Annotated in this window: 16 protein-coding genes; 9 read left to right on the plus strand and 7 right to left on the minus strand. The window is 60.4% G+C overall.

The window, feature by feature from the left end; genetic code table 11:
* Positions 1-31: 31 nt before the first annotated feature.
* Positions 32-1,183 carry a glycosyltransferase gene (locus AB5Y71_RS10275; RefSeq protein ID WP_307896710.1) on the minus strand — a complete coding sequence of 384 codons (1,152 nt, stop codon included), beginning with the start codon at positions 1,181-1,183 and terminating at the stop codon, positions 32-34.
* A gap of 156 nt (positions 1,184-1,339) precedes the next feature.
* On the opposite strand from AB5Y71_RS10275, the gene AB5Y71_RS10280 reads away from it, so the two are divergent.
* From AB5Y71_RS10280 to AB5Y71_RS10290, 3 genes are all read left to right on the plus strand, one after another.
* The gene (locus tag AB5Y71_RS10280; RefSeq protein WP_307896711.1) at positions 1,340-2,755 is read left to right on the plus strand and encodes a GNVR domain-containing protein; all 1,416 of its coding nucleotides are present in this window, start codon (positions 1,340-1,342) and stop codon (positions 2,753-2,755) included.
* A 377-nt stretch (positions 2,756-3,132) separates the two neighbouring features.
* On the plus strand, positions 3,133-3,963 hold the full coding sequence (locus tag AB5Y71_RS10285; protein ID WP_307896712.1) for a hypothetical protein: 831 nt from the start codon (positions 3,133-3,135) through the stop codon (positions 3,961-3,963).
* A gap of 244 nt (positions 3,964-4,207) precedes the next feature.
* Positions 4,208-4,852 carry a hypothetical protein gene (locus AB5Y71_RS10290; RefSeq protein ID WP_368171493.1) on the plus strand — a complete coding sequence of 215 codons (645 nt, stop codon included), beginning with the start codon at positions 4,208-4,210 and terminating at the stop codon, positions 4,850-4,852.
* A gap of 85 nt (positions 4,853-4,937) precedes the next feature.
* On the opposite strand, the gene AB5Y71_RS10295 is transcribed toward AB5Y71_RS10290, so the two are convergent.
* A complete protein-coding gene (locus tag AB5Y71_RS10295; RefSeq protein ID WP_042083513.1) occupies positions 4,938-5,783 on the minus strand; it encodes a DUF1194 domain-containing protein in 846 nt (281 codons plus the stop codon).
* A gap of 167 nt (positions 5,784-5,950) precedes the next feature.
* Between AB5Y71_RS10295 and AB5Y71_RS10300 the strand changes: the two genes are divergently transcribed.
* Together AB5Y71_RS10300 and AB5Y71_RS10305 are read left to right on the plus strand one after the other, a co-directional pair.
* A complete protein-coding gene (locus tag AB5Y71_RS10300; RefSeq protein WP_043819769.1) occupies positions 5,951-6,718 on the plus strand; it encodes a hypothetical protein in 768 nt (255 codons plus the stop codon).
* Positions 6,719-6,808: 90 nt separating this feature from the next.
* Positions 6,809-7,255 carry a hypothetical protein gene (locus AB5Y71_RS10305; protein ID WP_128835865.1) on the plus strand — a complete coding sequence of 149 codons (447 nt, stop codon included), beginning with the start codon at positions 6,809-6,811 and terminating at the stop codon, positions 7,253-7,255.
* On the opposite strand, the gene AB5Y71_RS10310 is transcribed toward AB5Y71_RS10305, so the two are convergent.
* Genes AB5Y71_RS10310 through AB5Y71_RS10325 form a run of 4 tightly spaced genes read right to left on the minus strand, consistent with a single transcriptional unit; the run spans position 7,233 to position 12,203 of the window.
* Entirely contained in the window at positions 7,233-7,709 is a 477-nt protein-coding gene (locus AB5Y71_RS10310) for a hypothetical protein (protein WP_307896715.1), read from the minus strand. The two genes, AB5Y71_RS10305 and AB5Y71_RS10310, sit on opposite strands and share 23 nt — an antisense overlap.
* Positions 7,710-7,720: 11 nt before the next feature.
* Positions 7,721-10,255: a hypothetical protein gene (locus tag AB5Y71_RS10315; protein ID WP_368171494.1), complete on the minus strand. Its 2,535-nt coding sequence runs from the start codon at positions 10,253-10,255 to the stop codon at positions 7,721-7,723.
* Entirely contained in the window at positions 10,252-11,451 is a 1,200-nt protein-coding gene (locus AB5Y71_RS10320) for a glycosyltransferase (RefSeq protein ID WP_368171495.1), read from the minus strand. The genes AB5Y71_RS10315 and AB5Y71_RS10320 overlap by 4 nt, the downstream gene beginning before the upstream one ends.
* Positions 11,448-12,203 (minus strand): acyltransferase, encoded by a 756-nt coding sequence (locus AB5Y71_RS10325; protein ID WP_323924250.1) that lies wholly within the window; start codon positions 12,201-12,203, stop codon positions 11,448-11,450. The genes AB5Y71_RS10320 and AB5Y71_RS10325 overlap by 4 nt, the downstream gene beginning before the upstream one ends.
* Before the next feature lie 299 nt (positions 12,204-12,502).
* On the opposite strand from AB5Y71_RS10325, the gene AB5Y71_RS10330 reads away from it, so the two are divergent.
* Genes AB5Y71_RS10330 through AB5Y71_RS10345 form a run of 4 tightly spaced genes read left to right on the plus strand, consistent with a single transcriptional unit; the run spans position 12,503 to position 17,633 of the window.
* Entirely contained in the window at positions 12,503-13,822 is a 1,320-nt protein-coding gene (locus tag AB5Y71_RS10330) for a lipopolysaccharide biosynthesis protein (protein ID WP_139460613.1), read from the plus strand.
* Complete coding sequence (locus AB5Y71_RS10335) at positions 13,810-15,216, plus strand: O-antigen ligase family protein (protein ID WP_368171496.1); 1,407 nt, start codon at positions 13,810-13,812, stop codon at positions 15,214-15,216. The genes AB5Y71_RS10330 and AB5Y71_RS10335 overlap by 13 nt, the downstream gene beginning before the upstream one ends.
* A complete protein-coding gene (locus AB5Y71_RS10340) occupies positions 15,213-16,484 on the plus strand; it encodes a glycosyltransferase family 4 protein (RefSeq protein WP_368171497.1) in 1,272 nt (423 codons plus the stop codon). Before AB5Y71_RS10335 ends, AB5Y71_RS10340 begins: the two co-directional genes overlap by 4 nt.
* A 12-nt stretch (positions 16,485-16,496) precedes the next feature.
* Positions 16,497-17,633 carry a glycosyltransferase family 4 protein gene (locus AB5Y71_RS10345; RefSeq protein ID WP_368171498.1) on the plus strand — a complete coding sequence of 379 codons (1,137 nt, stop codon included), beginning with the start codon at positions 16,497-16,499 and terminating at the stop codon, positions 17,631-17,633.
* A gap of 50 nt (positions 17,634-17,683) precedes the next feature.
* Here the strand turns inward: AB5Y71_RS10345 and AB5Y71_RS10350 are convergent, their stop codons facing one another.
* A complete protein-coding gene (locus AB5Y71_RS10350) occupies positions 17,684-18,703 on the minus strand; it encodes a diguanylate cyclase (RefSeq protein ID WP_368171499.1) in 1,020 nt (339 codons plus the stop codon).
* Positions 18,704-18,953 lie beyond the last annotated feature (250 nt).

Below are 18,953 nucleotides of genomic sequence, written 5' to 3' on the forward strand. Positions count from 1 at the left end.
GGGATGCTCCTCTGGTCATCGGGTCGCTTGATCAGCGGCTGTAAAGCTGCTGATAGGCCTGAGCCATCCGGCTCAAGCTGCTTTGCTGGCACACAAACTCACGGGTGACGGCACGCAGGCTATGGCAGTGCAGCAACCCTTGTGCCAGAAGCTGGGCAAGGCGGCCGGGATCCCGCTCCGACAGGATATGGCCGCTGGCCTGACAGACGATCTCTCTGGCCGCCCCCACATCGCTCATCACCACCGGCACCCCGCAGGCCTGCGCTTCCAGCACACAAAGCGGCATCCCCTCCGCCAGTGAGGGGAGGCAGAAGAGATCCAGCCCCTGATAGAAGCGCGGCATGTTTTCGACCAGCCCCAGAAAATGGACCCGATGGGCGATCCCCAGTTGCTGACACTGTTGTTGCAACGCATTTTGCAAACTGCCGACCCCTGCCAACGCAAGATGCACCTCCTCCGGCAGGGTGCGAACCGCCTCCAGCAGCAAGGTATGTCCCTTGACCGACTCAAGGCGGGCGGCGCAGCCAATCAACTTGACCCCTTGCGGCAATCCCATCTCCTGACGGGCGAGGGCGGCGGCGCCCGGGGCAAAGCGCCGCTCATCGATGCCGTTGGGGATCACGGTTGGCGACAGTTGGCCCAGCTTGGCCAGCAGCTGGTTGGCCACCGGCGTGGCATCGGCCACCAGAATGGGTTTGAAGGCGCGCAGTCCCCACAGGGCCAGCGTGCGCTGATGGGGATCATCGAGATACCAGGCATCGTGCTCTGTGTGTACCAGGGTGGGCACCCGGGCCAGCCGACTGGCCAGCCCGCCATAGAGCATGGGCCCAAGATGGTGGGTATGTACCGCGGCTGGCTTGAGTTGGCGCAGCAATCGGGTGAGCCGCCAGAGGGTCGCCAGCGACCAGCCTGCGGGCTTTTCCAGACAGTGAATGTGGCCCGCGAAGGGATACAGGGCAGGCCACGCCCTTAGCACATCCGCTTTGTGCCCTTCGAGGGAGATGATATGCACCGGTTGCTCGGCAGGGCTCGCCTGCGTGAGGTTGAGCACCATGGTCTCCAGCCCGCCGGGCTGCAGGTGCTGCACGATTTGTACGACAGGTTGAACAGCAGGTTGCACGACGGACTGGGCGCTGGCGCCCCTGCGGGGATGGGGTTTGTGCGACGGGGTTGATGACAACATGGTTCGCGCTCCGGCAAGGGAAGGGGTGACACCCCGGATAGCGGGAGAATGCGAATCTTGTACCACTCTTGCGATCTGCCCACAGAGGCGATCAGCTCCTCTGGTGGCACTGCCTTTGCATCGTGCGGGGGAGGGCCTTTCTCAGGGATTGATGCCATGCCTGTCCAGTTCTATTACAACCTCTACATCATTCTCTTTGCCGCCTGGCGCCGTCGCTATCTGCTGGTGATCCCGGTGCTGGTGATGCCGCTGGTGGGCGTGACGGTCGGTCTGCTCACCCCCAAGGAGTATGAGAGCCGCACCACCTTTATGGTGCCCCAAGATGCCAACCAGACCCCGACCCTCAAGGATCTGATCACTCAGGAGAGTCTCAAGGATCGCTTTGCGGTGCTCGAAGCCCTGCTGCGCAGCCGTTATGTGCTGGATGGGGTAGCGCGGGATCGCGGTCTGGTCAATGACGAGACCCCGCCTGCCCAGCGCGATGCCATCATGGATTGGCTCTCGAGTGCCGTCTCGCTGCGGCTGATCGGCGATGAGGTGATCGAGATAAAGGTCAAGGCGGATTCGGCAGCCAACAGCGCCGGTTTGCTCGAAGCCATTTCTCGGCGCTTTTTCTTCAACCTGCTCAGCAAGGGGCGCCAGTCGGCGGAATCGTCCGAACGTTTCCTGCAAAGCCAGCTCGACAGCCGCCGCAGCGAACTGCAAGCGGCCGAGCAGCTGCTCGCCGACTTCAAACGGGAGCATGCCAGCGCCTTGCCCCAGCAGCAGAGTACCAACGTCGCCCGTCTCTATGGCTTGCAGGAGCGTTATGCCGAGAGCCTGATCACCCTGCAGCAGGCCAAGGCCCGGGTCGATCAGCTATCGCTGGGGCAAGAGAGCCAGCTGGCCCGCCAACTGGATGAGAAGCTGCAACTGATGCGCACCGAGCTGGTGTTGCTGCGGGCCCGCTACAGCGACGAGCACAGCAAGGTGCAGAGTCTGCGCTATCAGATTGATCAGTTGCAGCAGGAGTTCGAGCAGCTCAAATCCCAACCGGATATGGCGCGCGGGCCCGAGTGGCAATTGGCCCAGACGCAGCTGACGGAGGCGGAGCAAAACGCCGCCGGCCTGAAGAACCAGCTCGATGGGCTGGACAAGGTGGTCGACTCCCAGGGGGATACCGAGCGCCAGCTCGCCGAGCTGGAGCGGGATCTGGCGGTCAAACGCACCCTCTATCAGGATTTGCTGCTGCGCTATGAGAAGGCCAAGGTGACCGGCGATCTGGGCAACTTCGAGCAGGGGGAGCGGATCAAGGTGATCGACAAACCCTTTGCCCCCAGCAAGCCGAGCAACTACCCGCTCTGGCTGTTTCTGCTGGCGGGAATTGTCGGCGGACTGGGGCTGGGCTGCGGTCTGGCACTGGTGGCGGAACTGGCGGATGCCAGCCTGCGTCGCTCCGATCAACTGGCCGCCCTGGTCAAGGCGCCGGTGCTCAGCCGCATTCCCTACTGCGAGCCGGTGCCGGACTATCCATCCAATAGTGATCAGGCGCTGGATGGGCAGGTATTGCCCTTGTCACCAGAGCCGGGGTGATTGCCACAAAAGCTGGCTATCAGACGGAATCTGAATATTTCTGAAAAGGCCTTGTGATAAGGCCTTTTTTATATCGTGCATTTGGCGGAGTAGGAATCATGGCAAGCCGGTAAAACAGGAGAAAGGATTCATTTTCTATTTTCGTTTCTTGACGGTAGTTTTACCCAGTGGTACAAGTGGAGCCGACTCAGGCCTATTGATAATGGACTCACAAATCAGTCGCTGGTTGGTAATACAGTGATTTTAATATTATCTATTGGTTGTGATGACGAGTGGTAGGGCGGAGTTAGATGGAAGGCGTTACTAACACATTAATAGCGCTTTCCATCTAATTACTGTTATGTGAATTATTGGAATCCTACGTAAGTGATTGAAAAATGATTTCTGAAGACAACTGGCAAGATCACTATTGGAACTATTTGGCTCGCCTCGAAGTCGGTGCAATAGACCGAAGTTTTGAAGACTTAAAGCCTTGGGGTTCTTTAGCTGAAGATTGTATGAACTTAGCAATTAAAGCTCCATTTCTCAAAGGTAAAAACTCAGGTTCAAAATCCATCAAGCTTTCTGCTGCATTTTTGAAGCGTACCATGAGTGATTTTAGAGGTGCGTGGTTATTGATTAATTGGGGTTATCCTTACCAAGCTGCATGTGTCGCTGCTTCACTTTATGAAAATGCACTTGTTGTTAATTGCCTTGTTGAGTGTCAAGACTTGGCTGATGAAGTTCTACTTAACAAGAATGGTGATGTTCCTTGGGGGGCTCAAAAACTTTGCAAAATGGCATCATACAAAGATTTATACGGGAACATTCCGGATGAATTTCCAAATGATGATGAATTTAATACGGCTTGGAAAATGTGTTATCACAACTACAAGCTATTGTGCAAAATGAAGCACCCTACGTTACAACAGGTAGCAGATGAGACAAGGTCTGCCTTGAATCATAAAGGTGAGTTTGCAGTTATCCCATTACCGGACACTCGTAACGAAAGCCTAGCTTTGAAGCATATGTTGATGATTATCTGTATTTCCAAGCTGTTCTCTGCCACCAAATGTTTTGCAAAGGCTGTCGATTGTGCTTCTGATGATCCTGAACATGAGCAATTTTATAGTGAAGCACTAAAAGTGTACTCAAATTTAAAAAGATGTATCGGTGAAAGTAAAATTAAGGATATTTCGATCAAAGCATATGGGTTTAAATTCACATAACAAACTGTTTAAGAGTGGTGAAATTACATGTCAATATGGCAATAACGTCACGACCGGAGCCAGTTCGAGAGTAAGTGTTTTTGGGGAGGGACGAAGTGGCAAGCTGGGAGGGTTTGGTTAGTTTAAGAGAAATATTGCAAAAAGACCGCGAACGTCCGATTACGCTGCGCTAATCGAACCTACAGCCCTTGCTTCCGGAAAATATCGAATGCTGCAAGGCAGCTTATTTCAAACGTGAGGATTGATGAATCAACCCATGGCGCTCACTGATGACTACACGTTATGCGTCGCAGGCACTGGTACGGAATACCGCTTGTGCGCTCCCTATCTGCTCCCCGAAGCGGTAGACCCAATAGCCATGCAGGCTGTTGCCAATCAGTCCCTCGCCCTACATCCCTGTGCTGCATTATCACAAGATGCTTCAAGAGCTCGGAGCGCTGCCGCCTTTATGTTGCTATGTGTGGGACGAGCCGCGCAGGCCGAAGCCATTCTCCGAGAGGTGATCTCCGCGCAGATGGTTTCAGAGGACGATGTTGCTCGCGTTAGCTCAGAACTACGCCTGGTGCAGGTTTTGCTGCGGCTCGATCGTGCAGATGAAGCTGTCAGCTTGGCCACCCAAGTAGTTTGTCGGTTGCAACCAAAATCCCTTATGCGGCATTTCGCACTGCATCATCTGGGCAAGGCTCTCGCACAGACCGGTGCTTATGACAACGCTCGCGCCGTGTTGTCAGAGGCGCTCTCTCTACGCCAGGCGCTGGGCAAGAGTGAACTTATCGCATCCACTCTAGAGGCGTTATCGTTGTTGCCCTCAGAAGAACAAGCGGCGCAGCATCCATATGGTCAGACCTGGCATATTGGTCAATCGGGCGAATTTCGTCAGGGCGACTAGCCTTTTCGCGCTGTATTCAGGTCATCACCGCCACAAAAAAATCAGGGAGCCATGGCTCCCTAATCGCGACACACGGGGTGAGAAATCAGCCGATGGCGGGTGCCAGTTGCCCGTTGGCGGGCTGCAGGCGTCCTTGGTTACGGCGCTGATAGCGCCAGGCCAGCAGTAGCGGCATACCGAGCAGCAGCTGGGCGGCCAGCGGGATCTCCTCGATGGGGGCGGCCAGTGCCCCTTCCGGAATAATGCCCCCTTCAATTTCGGCTGCCAGTTTGAGCTCCAGCGCATTGCCAAAGTCGGCGAAGGTGGTGGCATTGATCACAAATGCATCCTGACCGCCTGCCACGTTCTCCACATACCACTCTTGCAGCACCCCATCGGCATAGTCCTGACCTATGGTGATGCCGTTGATGGTGTCGATGCCGGAGGCGAGCAGTTGATCCCGCACGGTAGAGGTATCCAGCCCGTTGTTCTGGATCCCGTCACCGGACACATCCATCACCTGGCGGGCGGCGGTGAAGTTGTTGGTATCAAACTGCTGGGCACCAAAGGCCATGGCCGAACCGGGGGCCGTCATCCCCGCATAGGGGCGAACCAGGGCATCCAGGGTGGCGGCGAAGTTGTTGATGGAGGTCATGTCGTAGAGGTGGAACCAGTCGGTCATCACGCTCTGCTGGTTGCTGCTGCTCCACATGATCATCTGTACGGCGATGGACCCGAGTTTGCCGCCACTGGTGTCGAGGATGGCGCTTTGTACATCCTGACTGTAAAAGGCGTCCACATACCCCTGTAATTGCAGATTGAATTCCGATGAACTGACGCTGCCCGACACATCCATCAGCAGTTGCAGTTCGGTATCGACTTCGGTCAAGGCGTATGCGGGGGAGGTTACCAACAACATCCCCAGCAGCCCTGCCAACGGTTTGAGTTTCATTGCTCACTCCTTCTCCCTGGCGCTAGTGCCAGCAGGGGGAATGAATAAAGCGTGCCAGCTTTGTTGCATCCTCTGACTTGGCTTGGTCCGGGTGAGAGCGGGCAGGCATGGAACTTGCGAGAACTTGCGACAGGGGTCAAAAGCGCTGATAACCGGCAGGAGTTGCGATGGAGATCCGTCCCTGGCAGTGGGCACCCAACTGGCTGCTACTTGGTTTGGCCAATCAGTGGGGCATGGTGTGGCTCAATATGGGTCACTTCAACCTGCTGGTGGTGTTGCTGATTGCTATCTGGTGGCAAATTGCATCGCGGGTTGCACCGAGCTGGCGCCCGCATCCACTGGCGCTCGCCCTCTTTATCCTGCTGATCCTGATCCCCAGCGCCAGTTGCAAGGCGCTGGCTTGTCTGTTGCTGGTGGCCTCGCTATGGCGCCGTCATCAGAGTGGCGATGAGCGGGCGGTGTTGCAGATTGTGCTCGCCTTTACCGTGGCGGTGTTGTGGGGGCAGCAGGTGTTTGCCCTGCTCTCCGGCCCCGTGCTGGCGCTCGATGCCTGGGGGGTGGGCCAGTGGTTGCAACTGCTGGGCTGGGAGACTCGCCTTGATGGCAATCGCATCGAGCGGTTGGGGGGCCATGCGCTGATTGTGCTCAAGGGGTGCTCCTCGTTTTCTCAACTCTATCTGGTGGTGCTCTCCTGGCTGGTCTCCTGCTGCTGGCTGGCGCCGGATCGGCCCCTCTACCGGCAGTGGCCCATGTTGCTGCTGGTTTGCCTGCTCTATATCGGGGCCAATCAGCTGCGGTTGGTGCTGATGAGCCTGGATCTGCGCTGGTATGGCTGGCTGCATACCGGCTCGCTGGCCCAGCTCTACCAGTGGGCCATCATGTTGCTGGTGATGACCATCCTCTTTATCCGGGGGCGCCGTGATGGGTCTGTCTAAGGGATATCTGCGGTTGGTGGCGTTATCAGAGCCGGGTGGTCAATATGATGCTGCTGGTGATGACCATCCTGTTTCTAAGGGGGCGCCATGATGCGTCTATCTAGGGGATATCTGCTGCTGTTGCTGGTGGCGCTGCTCAGTGCTGCCGCCATGGGCTGGCGTTATCAGAACCGGGCAGTTAACGAGGGGGCCAAGCCCATGCTGATGGAGCTGGTCCAGTTGGGCTGGCGCTTGCGGGTGGCTACGCCAGTATTGGGCGGCACCTATGTCAGCTATCAGCTGGCCCATCCCCGCTGTGACGGCCTGCTGCAGGCCATGCTGGTGGCGCCGGATCGGGAGGCGATGTCAGTGACGCTGGCTGGTGAAGGGATGAGTCAGGGGGTGATGTTTTTAGGCGAGCTGCACCAGAGTCCGCCGCTGCTCTCTTACCGTCTGACCCAGGGTTGGCGCAAATTGTGGGGGCTGGCACCTTATCCCCTCTATCGGGTGGCCTTGCCGACTTCTTGCATTGACCTTATTGCGCCGCCGCTGGGGTGACCGCCCCCGGTTCACCGTTTGGCAGAATGCGGATCAGCAAGGTATTGGGGGCCAGCATGGGGTCATAGCGGGGTTCCAGCTCAATGGCGCGAGAGCCCAGCAAACGGGTGAGTGCGGTCAGCCGCACGCTCGCCATCCGCGCACTCTCCAGCATGTCGGTTTGCAGCCCGGGGCCGCTTACCAGCGCAATTCGGGCCGGATCCTTGCGTCCCAAAAACTGATGCAACTGCTGCTCCTGATCCGCTGGCAGTTGCGTCTCCGCTTGCTGGTACTGCAGTTGCAGCTGGGGCTGTTCGGCCATTTGCTGTTCCCGCAACTGGTTGAGGATCGGCAGGGTCTCATTGACCGGCTCCTGACGGGCGCAACCGGTGAGGATCAGCAATGGCAGCATCAGAGGCAACAGGCGGCGCAGGGCGCTGTCTTTGGCTGTGGAGCGGGGAGTCTGGTTGGCCATACGCAGTCACTTCAGGAGGATGAGTTGGCACCAGTTTGCAATGTTTTCAATCCCTTGGCCAGTTGTTCAATCTCGCGGCGCCACTGGATCCAGGCGGCAGAGGGCTGTTGCTCTGCCACCTGCCAGCGGGTCGGCAGCTGATCCCGCAGACGCTCCAGCAGCAGGGCGGCTTCCACCTGATAGCGGGCCTCCTGCTCCAGCCAGGCGAGCCAGCGCAGATCTTCGATGGCTTGCTGCAACAGCAACAGATCGTGAGAGAGGCGGTGCGCCTCGCAGGCTTGCGGGCCGAGCAGCATAAAGTCGCTCTCCCGCCCATCGGTGGGGTCATAGGGCAGGGCGGTGGGCATGCGGCCATGCCACTGCAAATAGCCCTCGGCGCCGCTTTGCCACAGATAGAACCCGGCGGCTCTCGGGGTGCCCAGATTGTAAAACCAGGTGGTGACCTTGTGTTGGCGCACCCGGGCCACATCGGCCTTGTCGGCGCCAAAACCTGCGTTGATCAGGGCAATCTCCACCTCTGCCAGCAGACCAACTTGACCCGGATGATTGAAGTGGCCTGCGCGGATCACCGCCGGATCCCGCCGTTTCATCTCCCGCGCCAGGCTGGTGATGGCGGGCAGGGTGGCGAGATCCGGCTCATCAAACAGGCTCCATGCCAGCGGGGGCGAGCCGCTGGCGGTCAGTGCCTGTTGCCGCGCCTGCCACTGATCAAGCTGGCTGGCAGGGTCACTCCCCCAGCGCTTGAGCGGGGTATAGGCCAGCAGGGGCGGCACAAAGCCGAGCCCGGCCGCCTCTCCCATGATCTCCCGCATCCCCGCCTCATCCTGTGGCAGGGCGGGTGAAAGGCCGCTGATCCCGAGTTTGGCGAGCCGCTCCAGATCGCAGCGACTGGCCTCTGCGATCTGCTGCTTTAGCGCCTCGGGGTCGGGGTTCAGCCAATTCAGATACGGGGGGGCTTCGACATAGATGCCGACCGGCTTGCTGGCCGCGGGCAGAGTCAGCGGCAGCACCTCGATAGTCAGCGGTAACTGCACCAGTTGCTGCTGGCTCAGCAGCTGAATATTGCCCAGATAGCGCCCCGCAGGCGCATCGCGTGGGACGGTGATCTGCAGTACCAGACGCCGAGGTACGCCTGCCAGCAGGGTGAGTCCGGCGATCCCCTCGACCAGCTCCTGATCCGAGGGGGCTAGCAGGGTGCCGCTCGCCTGCGGGCGAACCAGATGCCACTTGCCGTAATAGGGGGTCAGCGCCAGCGGCGATCCTGCCTGTTCGGGGGGCTGGATCACCAGCAAGGGGGCCGGATCGTCGGTGGCGGCGTGGATGGCAAACTCCAGCAACAGCTGGCTGCCACGGGCGGCCAGCACCGGTTGCGCAGCTTGCTGCAACGCATCGGCTGCAGATAGCGGGGCGATCTGCAGGGTTGGGGCGGCATCCGTAATCGGCGTGAGACTCAGCTGCTGCGAAGCTGGGGTTGGGGAATAGGGGGCCAGAGTCCACTTTTCCAAAAACAGCTGGCGCTGCTTGGTCAGTACGATGGCGGTAGCGTCGGCCAATACGGCGAGATCTTTTCCACTATTCGGGAGAGCCTCTTTGCTGGTGCTGGCCGGATAGGGGGCAAGCAGCAGCCCCGCCAGGTATTTGGCATCCGGTGAGTGACCCACCAATGTGATAGTGAGCGGGCCGCCGCGGTGGTTCAGGGTGACATGGACCGGGCCGCCTTGACGCGCCCCGAACAGCTGCCAGGGATCCGGATTTGGCAGTGCCTCGCGGGATTGTCCCGCCAGATAGCGCTGCGTGAGCCACTCCTGTGGTTGCCACTGTTCGGCCCAGATGGGCTCGCCATTGACCAGCACGCTGCGCTCGAAGGGATGGGGCAGGTACTCCCATTCACCTGGGTCATCCAGCCAGAGGGTGAGCTGGTAGCGCCCCTTGGCGACCTCCAGCCGTACGCCATCCAGATTGCGCAGCCCATCGCGCACAAGGGCATCGCCGGAGGGGCGCAAGATGGGGGTGGGATGGCCAATCAGCCGGGGATCCCCCGGGCTCAGGGGCTCAAAGCCGGTAAAGCGGGGGGCGGTGGAGGCCCCCAGATCCAGCGCAATGGTGCCCTTAGGCAGGGTCAGACCGGGCACCCAGTACCAGCGGTGAATGGTCATGGAGGGGGCGTTATCGGCCATAAAGAGATAGAGCTTGGTGAGTTTGTCCAACGCCAGCGCTCTGGGTTGGCTGGTGCGCCACTCGCTCAAGGCAAAGCGCTGGGTGAAGGGGCCGGGTGCGACAATCCGCTCCAGATTGACCCGGCTGCGGTAGTTGACCGAGGCCTCATCGTCGATACGCAGGATCAGGGTTTGCGGGCGGGCGCTGGGGTTATGGCCCTCGATCACCAGTTCATCATCGCTGCCCACCGGCCAGCTGTGGGAGCTCAGATCGAGCCGCTGGGGTGTCTGGTTACTTGTCAGGGGCAGCGGGGTCTGCCCCTCCAGCCGAGTAGCGCCCATCGCTGCATTGGCGCAGAGCAGGATAACCAGCCAGAGCCCTCTGCTCATCCGGGTAGCCCCTTCAACCAGTTGTTCAGCTCGGCAGCCTTGTGATCCCAGCTTTGCAGGGCCACCTGCTGTTGGCGCGTGTGGCGCCCTTCGCTGCGGGTGAGCCCCTCCCAGCCACTCTCCTGAAACCAGCCCGGATTGGGTTGATCAAAGGCGGCCCGGTTGATGGCCTCGGCCAGGCTCTCCCCATCGTAGGGGAGCTGGATCTGATCCCGATAGCCATCGAGGGCCGGAAAATCGGTGCTGACGATGGGGCGCCCTACGGCCAGATACTCGCGCAATTTCAACGGATTGCAAGCACGGATCTGGGCGTTGTCAACAAAGGGCAGCAGACTCACCTGCCAGTGCTGGGCATAGGCCGCCAGCGTGTGATGGGGACGGGGCCCCAGCAGATGGATATTGGGGAGCCCCTTGAGGGGGGAGATATCGGTCTGGACCGGGCCAATCAGCACCAGATCCCAGTGGGGCAGGGCGGCCGCCGTCTCTGCCAGCAGGGGAATATCAATCCAGTCGCTCAGGCTGCCGTAAAATCCGGCAATGGGACGGCCGGAGGGGAGATCCGCTGGACGCTCTCTGGGGGGCATAAACAGCTCGAGATCCACGCCGTGGCTGAGCAGCCGGGTTTTATGGGGGGGAAAGCGGCTGGCCAGCGCGGGGCTGGCGGCCAGAATGAGATCGGCTTTTTCCACCAGTCGGGCCTCGCAGTGAGCGATGGCCTGATGATCCACCCCGGCCAGCGCCGAGAAGTCATCGCCGCAGTAGTAGATCACCGCCCGCTCTTCGAGCTTGCCAATCAGATCGACGGCGCTGGGCAGGGAGATCCAGAGCAAGGGGCGATCCAGCTCGGGCAACTGGCGCCGGATCTGCGCCGCCAGCCAGTGGCCATTGATCTTGCCCGCCAGCCGACTGCCCGGCAGCGGCAAGGCGAGCGGCGGCAGAACCCGGGGGCTGCTGACCTCTGATGGCGCAACCGACTGGCCGCCAGCATGGCGCGCGCCGCGCAGCACGGCCCCCAGTTTGCGGACGATGCGGGTGAGATCATGAAGGGTAAAACGGGGGCAGCGCATGCCGATAGAGTTGACCCAGAGCACTTGATAATCGGGCAACAGACGTTTGATCAGGTGTTGGGTACTGGAGGGGTGCTGGCCCCAATCCTCGCCCAGTACCACCAGTTGCGGCAGTGAGTGTGGTTTCATGCAAAGGTCTCCGAAGCGTGTGCGGGGTCGCTGTGATCCTGTGGTTGCAAGGGACGCAGTACTGTGGCCGGTACCCCCGCTGCCAGCACACCTGCGGGCAGATCCCGGGTGACGACGCTGCCTGCGGCGACAATGGTGCCGGCACCTATGGTGACACCGGCCATCACCATCACCCCGGTGCCAAGCCAGACATCCTGCTCCAGCACGATGGCCCCCACCTGTTCATCGCGATCCGGTTTGCCAAGGGCGCGATCGCGGGCGTTGACCGGGTGCCCCGGGTAGCCCGCCAGAAAGGCACGGCCAGCAATTCTGACGTTATCCCCCAGCACTATCTTGCTGCCCACCGCCAGGGTGGTCTGCCAGCCAATCCCGACATTGCGGCCAATCACCAGCCTTGGTGTCTGGCTCGATGCCCGGCCGCTGATGGTCATGGCGGCGCTGAGGCGGCAGTCGGCGCCGATCTCGATGGTGACCGGACCGCTGATATAGGGGATGCCGCCATAGAGGTAGAGGCGCGGGGCGGGGGCCGTCAGGCGAGATTGAAACAAGGGTGTCCACCAGAGGGTGCGGGTCAGGGTCGCCAGCGCGTTGCTGCCCAGCAGATAGAGCCGATAAAGCAGCCGATGCAGGGGAGGTATCACTGGGCATGACCAGTGGCGGGCACTTTTGGCCAGTCGCCATACCCGGCGGGCCAGTGGCGTTTCCCCCTGTTTGGCCCAGCTTTTCATCCGGTGCAGGTTGATGGTGTTCATGGCGACCTCTCCCTCTGGTGCAGTCCGTTGCTCGCTATGCAGAAAGCAGGGATCGGGCCAACAGGACGGCCCCAGCTAGATCGGGCCAAATGGGGCTAAGAGGAGGGGCAGATTGCGCCGGTCGGTGCAATTTGCAGCCAGTGTTGTGCAAAACGCAAATGCCAGTCTCATTCTGGGCTTGCTTAGGCCGGTTAAGCCGCGCAGAGGAGCTATCGTCTCTGGGCGGGAGTGAGTGGCGTGGGCTTTGCATTAGCGGTAGCTGACCCGGAGCAGGATGCTTCGGGTGGCTGGGAGGCCCTATGAAACTTGGTGTGAACCAGATTGCCATGCTCTATTACGCCGGCGGCTTGCTCTTGATGAAGGGGATCTCCCTGCTGATGCTGCCGGTGCTGACCCATCAGCTGCTGCCTCGTGAATACGGTCAGTTGGAGGTGCTGTTGACCCTCATCAATTTGGGCTCCCTGATCCTTGGCTTCGGGCTGGTGGATGCCCTCTACCGCTTTGCCGGACTGGCGAAAGATGAGCAGGAGCGTCAGCAGGTGGTGGCCCGCATGTTTGGGCTGGTCTGGCTGATCGCCCTGGCCAGTCTGGTGCTGCTCTGGCTGTTGGCACCTGTGGTGCAAGCCTGGCTGCCGGTTGAAACCCGCCTTGCGGATGTGCGCTGGGTGCTCTGCGCCCTGCCGTTTGAAGGGGTGATCGGCGTGCCGCTGGCATGGCTGCGCATGCGCAATCAGGCGCAGCTCTTTTTCGTGGCGACCGCAGGCAAGGCGGTGATCCAGTCCCTGCTGACCGGCTGGTGGCTCTGGCTCGGCTGGGGCGTGAGCGGGGTGCTGGCCTCCGGCACCCTGACCTGCGTTGCACTGGCGCTGCTGCTGAGCCTCTGGCAATGGCGAGATAGCGGGATCCGCTTTGACTGGCAGCACTATCGGCCGCTGCTGCGCTATGGATTGCCCCTGGTGGTGAGCGGGCTGGCAGGCTTTGCCCTGAGCGGACTGGATCGCTGGCTGCTGGCCGATGTGGTGGGTGAGGCGCTGCTTGCCTACTACGCGGTGGCGGGCAAGCTGGCGCTGGCAGTGGGACTTCTGCTGCAACCCTTTGCCCTCTGGTGGTATCCCCGCCGTTTCATGCTGTTGCGCGAGCCGGATGGACTGCGACTCAATGCTCACTACAGCGTGATGGGGTCGGTGTTGGGGTTTGTTACCGCGGGGATTGTCGGGCTCACTGCCCCCTTGCTCATTCGCTGGCTGACCCCGGAGAGCTATCACGGGGCGATTGCCTATATTCCGCTGCTGGTGCTGGGTATGGCGGTGCGAAATGTTTCGGACTTGCTCAATGTCGGCTGCTTTAGCGGCGAGAAGAGCAATGCCCAGATGGTGATCAATCTGGGCTGCAGCGCTCTTGGGGTCGCAGGCTTTCTGCTCGCCATCCCCCCCTTCGGGGTCGCCGGGGTGATCTGGACTCTGCTGCTGGTCTATCTGGTACGGGCGCTGGCCTTTTATCTGGTGAGCCAGCGGTTGCTGCCGCTGCCGTATCGCCTCTCGACCCTCTGGGCCAGTTCGCTCGGGGCGCTGGCGATGGTCTGGCTCGGCCAATGGTGGGCAGGATCATGGCTCGTCTAACGCCAGCCATCTGGGCAAGCGCCATCTGTCTGGTGCTGGCCCTGATCTGGTGGCGGCTGCCCCATCCCTTGCTGCTACCGGTGCTCGGCCTTGCCATTCCCGCCATCTGGTTTGCCCTGCGCTGGCCCTTCTTAATGGTGCTGGGGTTTGTCACTTTCTCCTTTTTTCGGCTGCATGAGGTGTTCTCCCAGCTCTATCCCCTCAAGATCCCGCTGCTCTTCTCGCTGGCCGCCATCGGCGCACTGGTCTGGCACATTTTGCTGACCGGTCGGATCAAGCCCTACTGGAGTCCAGCCCTGAGCTGGCTGACGGCCTTCTTTGTGATGGTCTCCATCGGTGTGCTGTTTGCCAGCAACCGGGGCGAGGCGATCGCCACCTGGACCGGCAGTTACAGCAAGATCTATCTGATGACCCTGGCCACCGCCTGGCTGGTGCGCACTCCGGGGGATTTTGCGCTGGCGGTGCGTACCTTCGTGGTAGCGGGCTGTCTGGTGGCGCTGGTGGCCCTCTACAACAAGGCGAGCGGGATCGGGCTGGTGGAGGGCACCCGGGTGACCATAGGGCGCGAGCTGGGCTCTGTGCTGGGGGATCCCAACGATCTGGCTCTGGTGCTGCTCTTTCCTGCCGGCTTTTCATTGAGCTTGCTGCTCAATCAGGGCAATGGGGTGGGGGGGCGTTTGCTGGGGGGGCTTGGCTTTGCGCTGACCGCCGCAGCCATTATCGCCACCCAGAGCCGCGGTGGTCTGCTGGGTATCTGCGCCGTTGGTGGCCTGTTTGCCTGGCAGCGGGTGAAGTCGAAAACCCTGTTGATCTCGCTGGGGATGGTCGCGCTGGTGGTGCTGTTTGCCGCCGCCGGGATCAGCGACCGGGCATCTGGTGGCGCCGCCGAGAGCGGTGTCGATGCCTCGGCCATGGGGCGGATCTACGCCTGGCAAGCGGCCTGGGGCATGGCGTTGGGCCATCCGCTGGTGGGGGTGGGCTTGTCCAATTTCTATTACAACTATTTCTTCTACAGCCCCCATTGGGATGGACTCAATCATGCGGTGCACTCCACCTGGTTCGGGGTGCTGGCTGAAACCGGCTTTGTCGGGTTGGCGCTGTTTATCGGCATGGTGACGGTGACCCTGCGCAGTTGCTGGCGTTGCCAGCTCGCTGGCATGCCTCCTGCAGTGATCACGGCGATGCAGGGGGTGACGGCCAGCATGGTGGGGTTTGTGATTTCGGGATCCTTCCTGACCCAGGGGTTTACCTGGCCCATCTATCTGGAATTGGCGCTGGCCGTCGCCGCCATCAAGTACGTGCAGCAGGCGGCCACAGAGGTGAAGGCCACCGCTGAGGATCATCAGGAGGCAACCCGGTTGCCAGCAGTGCCACCAACGGGAGCAAGAGGATGAACGCAACCCCTGTTTTGCTGGTTCACTACGGAGAGGACTGGATCCGCGGCAGCGAACGCTGCCTGCTGGATCTGCTGGCCCACCTCGATCGCAGCCGGTTTACGCCGTTGCTCTGGTGCAATAGCCCGACGCTGGCGGCAGAGGCGGCCACCCTCGGGGTCGAAACCATGGTCGAGCCGTTCAGCCTGCTGCTGGGATGGCAGGCGCCCCGCTTTGATCTTGCTGCCCATCGGCGCCTCTCCCGGCGAGCCAGAGAGCTCATCACCGAACGGCAGATTGGGCTGGTACATGCCAACAGCGCGGCCCCTTGTCAGTGGCTGGCGGGTGTTTGTCGGGCGTTGCAGGTTCCGCTAGTGTGTCACCTCCATGCCCGTTACCAGCCAAGAGACAGATTCAGCCTGCGGGTTCATCAGGCAAGCGTGCTGATCGGGGTGAGCGAGCCGGTGTTGACCGGTTGGCGTCAGGATGGCTGCGCGGCCGAGCGGTTGATCCGGGTACCCAACGGGGTGGATGCCGCTCGCCTGAATGGCGGTGCTCACTGGCCGGTCGTCGGCATGCTGGGCTTGCCCCCGGGGGATATGGTCATCGCCACCGTCAGCTCCCTGATCAAACGCAAGGGGATTGATCTGCTGATCCGCTCGCTGGCTGCCCTGATGGCATCGGGGGAGGAGGCCCAGTTGCTGATCATTGGCAGCGGTCCGGAGCGGGAAGCATTGATGGCGTTGGCTGTCGAGCTCGGGGTGGCCGAGCGGGTCCACTTTTTGGGTGAGCGGCCGGACAGTGCCGCTATCTTGCGGGGCGGGGTGGATCTGCTTGTCTCCGGAGCCCGTGAGGAGGTGTTTGGTCTGACGTTGGCGGAGGCGGGCATGTTGGGGCTCCCGGTCAGTGCCTACCGAGTGGGCGGCATCCCCGAAGTTGTGGAAGAGGGGGTGACCGGTTTGCTGGCAACCCCGGGGGATTGGGCCGAGATGGCTGATCACTGGCGGCAATTGAGTAATCCGCAGCGCCGATGTGAAATGGGGCGGGCCGCTCAGTTGCGTGCCGCACAGTTGTTCACGGTGGCGCGCTACGTTGACGGGGTCACGGCGGTGTGGGACGCCGCGCTGGCTGGTCGTTGGCATTCAACGGCCCCCGCGCCCTATCGCACACTCATTCACTGGGCGGGGCAACGACTCCTTGCCAGAGGGCGCAATATGTTGGCGAGTGGGATGGCCAAAGTGGCGCAAAAAGTGCAACTGGGGTTTGGCCGCCGCAAGGTGCCAGAGTAAGGGAGCAGCAAGATGAGCATGCAAACTGAGCCGGTGTTTGGAAAGATCATCGTTGTGGATCCCATCCCGTTTCGCGGGGGCTCCAAGGTTGCGACCGAAGTGCTGCTCGATGAGTTGGCCAAACGGATGCCCGGGCTCACATGCCATGTGCTGACCCAGGATCCCGGCTCCTGGTCCCGTTGTCAGCATCATCCTCTTTGGCTGCCCCACATATTGAAGGGGCGGGAGTCCGGCATCGGCTATCTGCTAAAACAGGGGTGGCAGACTCTGCTGACCCTCTGGCTGGTGTTGCGTCTGGGGGAGGTGAAGTGCCTGGTGGCGGCGTCCGGGCCGGGAGTGGATCTCTGCTGTTACTGGGCTGCCCGCTGGGTGCGGTGCCGGGTGGTTCAGCTGATCCATGGCCCTGTGGGGTGCTCGGGGCTCTCTGCCAGGGCCCTGCAGCGGGCGAGTTTTGTGTTTTATCTCGAATCGACCCGCAGCTCCCTGGCGGCGCTGCTGGCCCGGCTTGGCGAGACCGAGTTCCCGTCACACTGGCAGCCATTTACCAACGGCTTGAGCGAGATTGATTGGCCCAAAGCGACCCTGGGGGGGCCCCGTATTTTGTGGGCGGCTTCGTTGCTGCGCTGGAAGGGACTGGAGACCATGCTGGCCGCCCATCAACTGATCCCTGACGCCCGCCCCGAGCTGATGGTGTGCTATCTGCAACCCAAGGGCACGCTGCAACCCTGCAGCCAGCCTCAGCCACAGCTGCCAGACACGCACTGGTATGCCAACCCCGCCAATCTTGACGAGATCCGATCTCAATGCGGCATTTTTGTCTCCACCAGTCATCAGGAACCGTTTGGTCTCTCCATTCTGGAGGCCATGGCGGCGGGATTATGCGTAGTGATCCCGGCCGATGGCGCCTGGTGGGATCGACACCTCACCGATGACGTGAATTGCCGCAAATATCAACCAAACGATCCCGGCGATCTGGCGCGGGTGCTGGCCAGCATCAATGCCATGCCCGACGTGGTCAAGCGACTTGGCCATCATGCCCGCCTGCATGCCATGGTCCATTACAACGCGGCAGATACCTATCAAAGCACACTGGATCAGTGGGAAGGTATGTTGCGATGGGATGCGTTGAGCCTTGCCGTGCATGGTTAGCGCGCAGTGATTCCCCACGGGAAGGATGGTGGCGTATGAGGGACTTATGGTCAGACTGGTTGCGGGAGGCTGGGTGACTCCGCCACTCTGATGCAGTTACGGCCGGATGATTTGGCGGTGTAGAGCGCAGCATCAGCCAGTTTGACCAGTTCAGATGGCTGCCAGTGACTCGATGGTCTGAGGCAGGCAACACCCATGCTAACGGTCACCAGACCGGTGGCATTTTGTGCGTGTGGCTGCGCCAGTGCAAAAATCAGTCGCTGGATATGTTGGGCAATTTCATAGGCGGATTGACGCTCGACATGTGGCAACAGGATGACAAATTCCTCTCCGCCGTAGCGAGCCACCAACTCCCCCGAGCGGCGCCCGGATTGCGCCAGGGTATGGGCCAGCAATCGAAGGCACTCGTCACCGGCAACGTGGCCATAGAGGTCGTTGAACTGCTTGAAATGATCGATGTCGAGCATGATGAGCGCAATCGGCATCTCTGTCTGAATACAGTGTTCCCAGGCCTGGTTCAATGAGTTGTCGAACAGACGACGGTTGCCGATATTGGTGAGCCCGTCGGTATTGCTGAGCGCTTCCAGTTTCCGGTTCGCTTCCGCCAGCTCCTTGGTTCTGAGCTCGATAATGAGCTCCAGCTCATGTTGGCGCTCCTCCAAACTGGTCATCGGGTAAATTTCGTTTTCCCGAGCCGCACTGTAAGGGATGGAGATACTGCTGTGAGCAATTTTCCACGCCATGGCTTCGTGTCGAAAAATCAATACCAGTCTGGCGGTTCTGCGGGAGAGGATAGGTTCTGATTTCGGTAGATGGATATGAAAGAAGGCGGTGACCGCCACCACATCCGCGGCCAGATCTTGCAGGGTCACATTGAGTATTTCCAGGCGGATCCTGCCCGGGATCTGGGCAAAATCGCGGCGGGTTATCCGGATCCACTCATCCCTATCGGTAACCAGAACATCACTGCTGCCGGCAAAACCGCTGAAATTGTCGCTAAACCGCGTGGTGAGCCGATCATCCCGTGATGAATACAGCTCGATGTACTCATCAAACAGTGAGCGGATCAACTGTTCCCGTTCAGTGGTCATTGCGCTGGGCCCATGAGAAGTGGTCACGTATTTCAAACGTTTGATTGAACTATAGTCAATAATGTCATTTCATTTGGCTATCTATCTTGATTTTTATCGTTTTTTTATTCGATTACCGTTATTGGCAAGTGTCCGTAAGGTCAGTCAGAACAAGGTGCCATGGAGAGGATTAGCATGGCTGTCCGGTGCATATCCTCCCCATCTCTATTACGCATCGGGGTGACCACCG

The sequence above is a fragment of the Aeromonas sp. R9-2 genome, assembly GCF_040908025.1.
Taxonomy (GTDB): domain Bacteria; phylum Pseudomonadota; class Gammaproteobacteria; order Enterobacterales; family Aeromonadaceae; genus Aeromonas; species Aeromonas veronii.

Excerpts from the sequence above, each read along its gene's own strand:
- AB5Y71_RS10335 (WP_368171496.1), top strand. The coding sequence starts at position 13,810 with ATGGCTCGTCTAACGCCAGCCATCTGGGCAAGCGCCATCTGTCTGGTG.
- AB5Y71_RS10345 (WP_368171498.1), top strand. The coding sequence starts at position 16,497 with ATGAGCATGCAAACTGAGCCGGTGTTTGGAAAGATCATCGTTGTGGAT.
- AB5Y71_RS10280 (WP_307896711.1), top strand. The coding sequence starts at position 1,340 with ATGCCTGTCCAGTTCTATTACAACCTCTACATCATTCTCTTTGCCGCC.
- AB5Y71_RS10295 (WP_042083513.1), bottom strand. The coding sequence starts at position 5,783 with ATGAAACTCAAACCGTTGGCAGGGCTGCTGGGGATGTTGTTGGTAACC.
- AB5Y71_RS10340 (WP_368171497.1), top strand. The coding sequence starts at position 15,213 with ATGAACGCAACCCCTGTTTTGCTGGTTCACTACGGAGAGGACTGGATC.
- AB5Y71_RS10305 (WP_128835865.1), top strand. The coding sequence starts at position 6,809 with ATGCGTCTATCTAGGGGATATCTGCTGCTGTTGCTGGTGGCGCTGCTC.
- AB5Y71_RS10315 (WP_368171494.1), bottom strand. The coding sequence starts at position 10,255 with ATGAGCAGAGGGCTCTGGCTGGTTATCCTGCTCTGCGCCAATGCAGCG.
- AB5Y71_RS10325 (WP_323924250.1), bottom strand. The coding sequence starts at position 12,203 with ATGAACACCATCAACCTGCACCGGATGAAAAGCTGGGCCAAACAGGGG.
- AB5Y71_RS10285 (WP_307896712.1), top strand. The coding sequence starts at position 3,133 with ATGATTTCTGAAGACAACTGGCAAGATCACTATTGGAACTATTTGGCT.
- AB5Y71_RS10320 (WP_368171495.1), bottom strand. The coding sequence starts at position 11,451 with ATGAAACCACACTCACTGCCGCAACTGGTGGTACTGGGCGAGGATTGG.
- AB5Y71_RS10300 (WP_043819769.1), top strand. The coding sequence starts at position 5,951 with ATGGAGATCCGTCCCTGGCAGTGGGCACCCAACTGGCTGCTACTTGGT.
- AB5Y71_RS10330 (WP_139460613.1), top strand. The coding sequence starts at position 12,503 with ATGAAACTTGGTGTGAACCAGATTGCCATGCTCTATTACGCCGGCGGC.
- AB5Y71_RS10290 (WP_368171493.1), top strand. The coding sequence starts at position 4,208 with ATGAATCAACCCATGGCGCTCACTGATGACTACACGTTATGCGTCGCA.
- AB5Y71_RS10310 (WP_307896715.1), bottom strand. The coding sequence starts at position 7,709 with ATGGCCAACCAGACTCCCCGCTCCACAGCCAAAGACAGCGCCCTGCGC.
- AB5Y71_RS10275 (WP_307896710.1), bottom strand. The coding sequence starts at position 1,183 with ATGTTGTCATCAACCCCGTCGCACAAACCCCATCCCCGCAGGGGCGCC.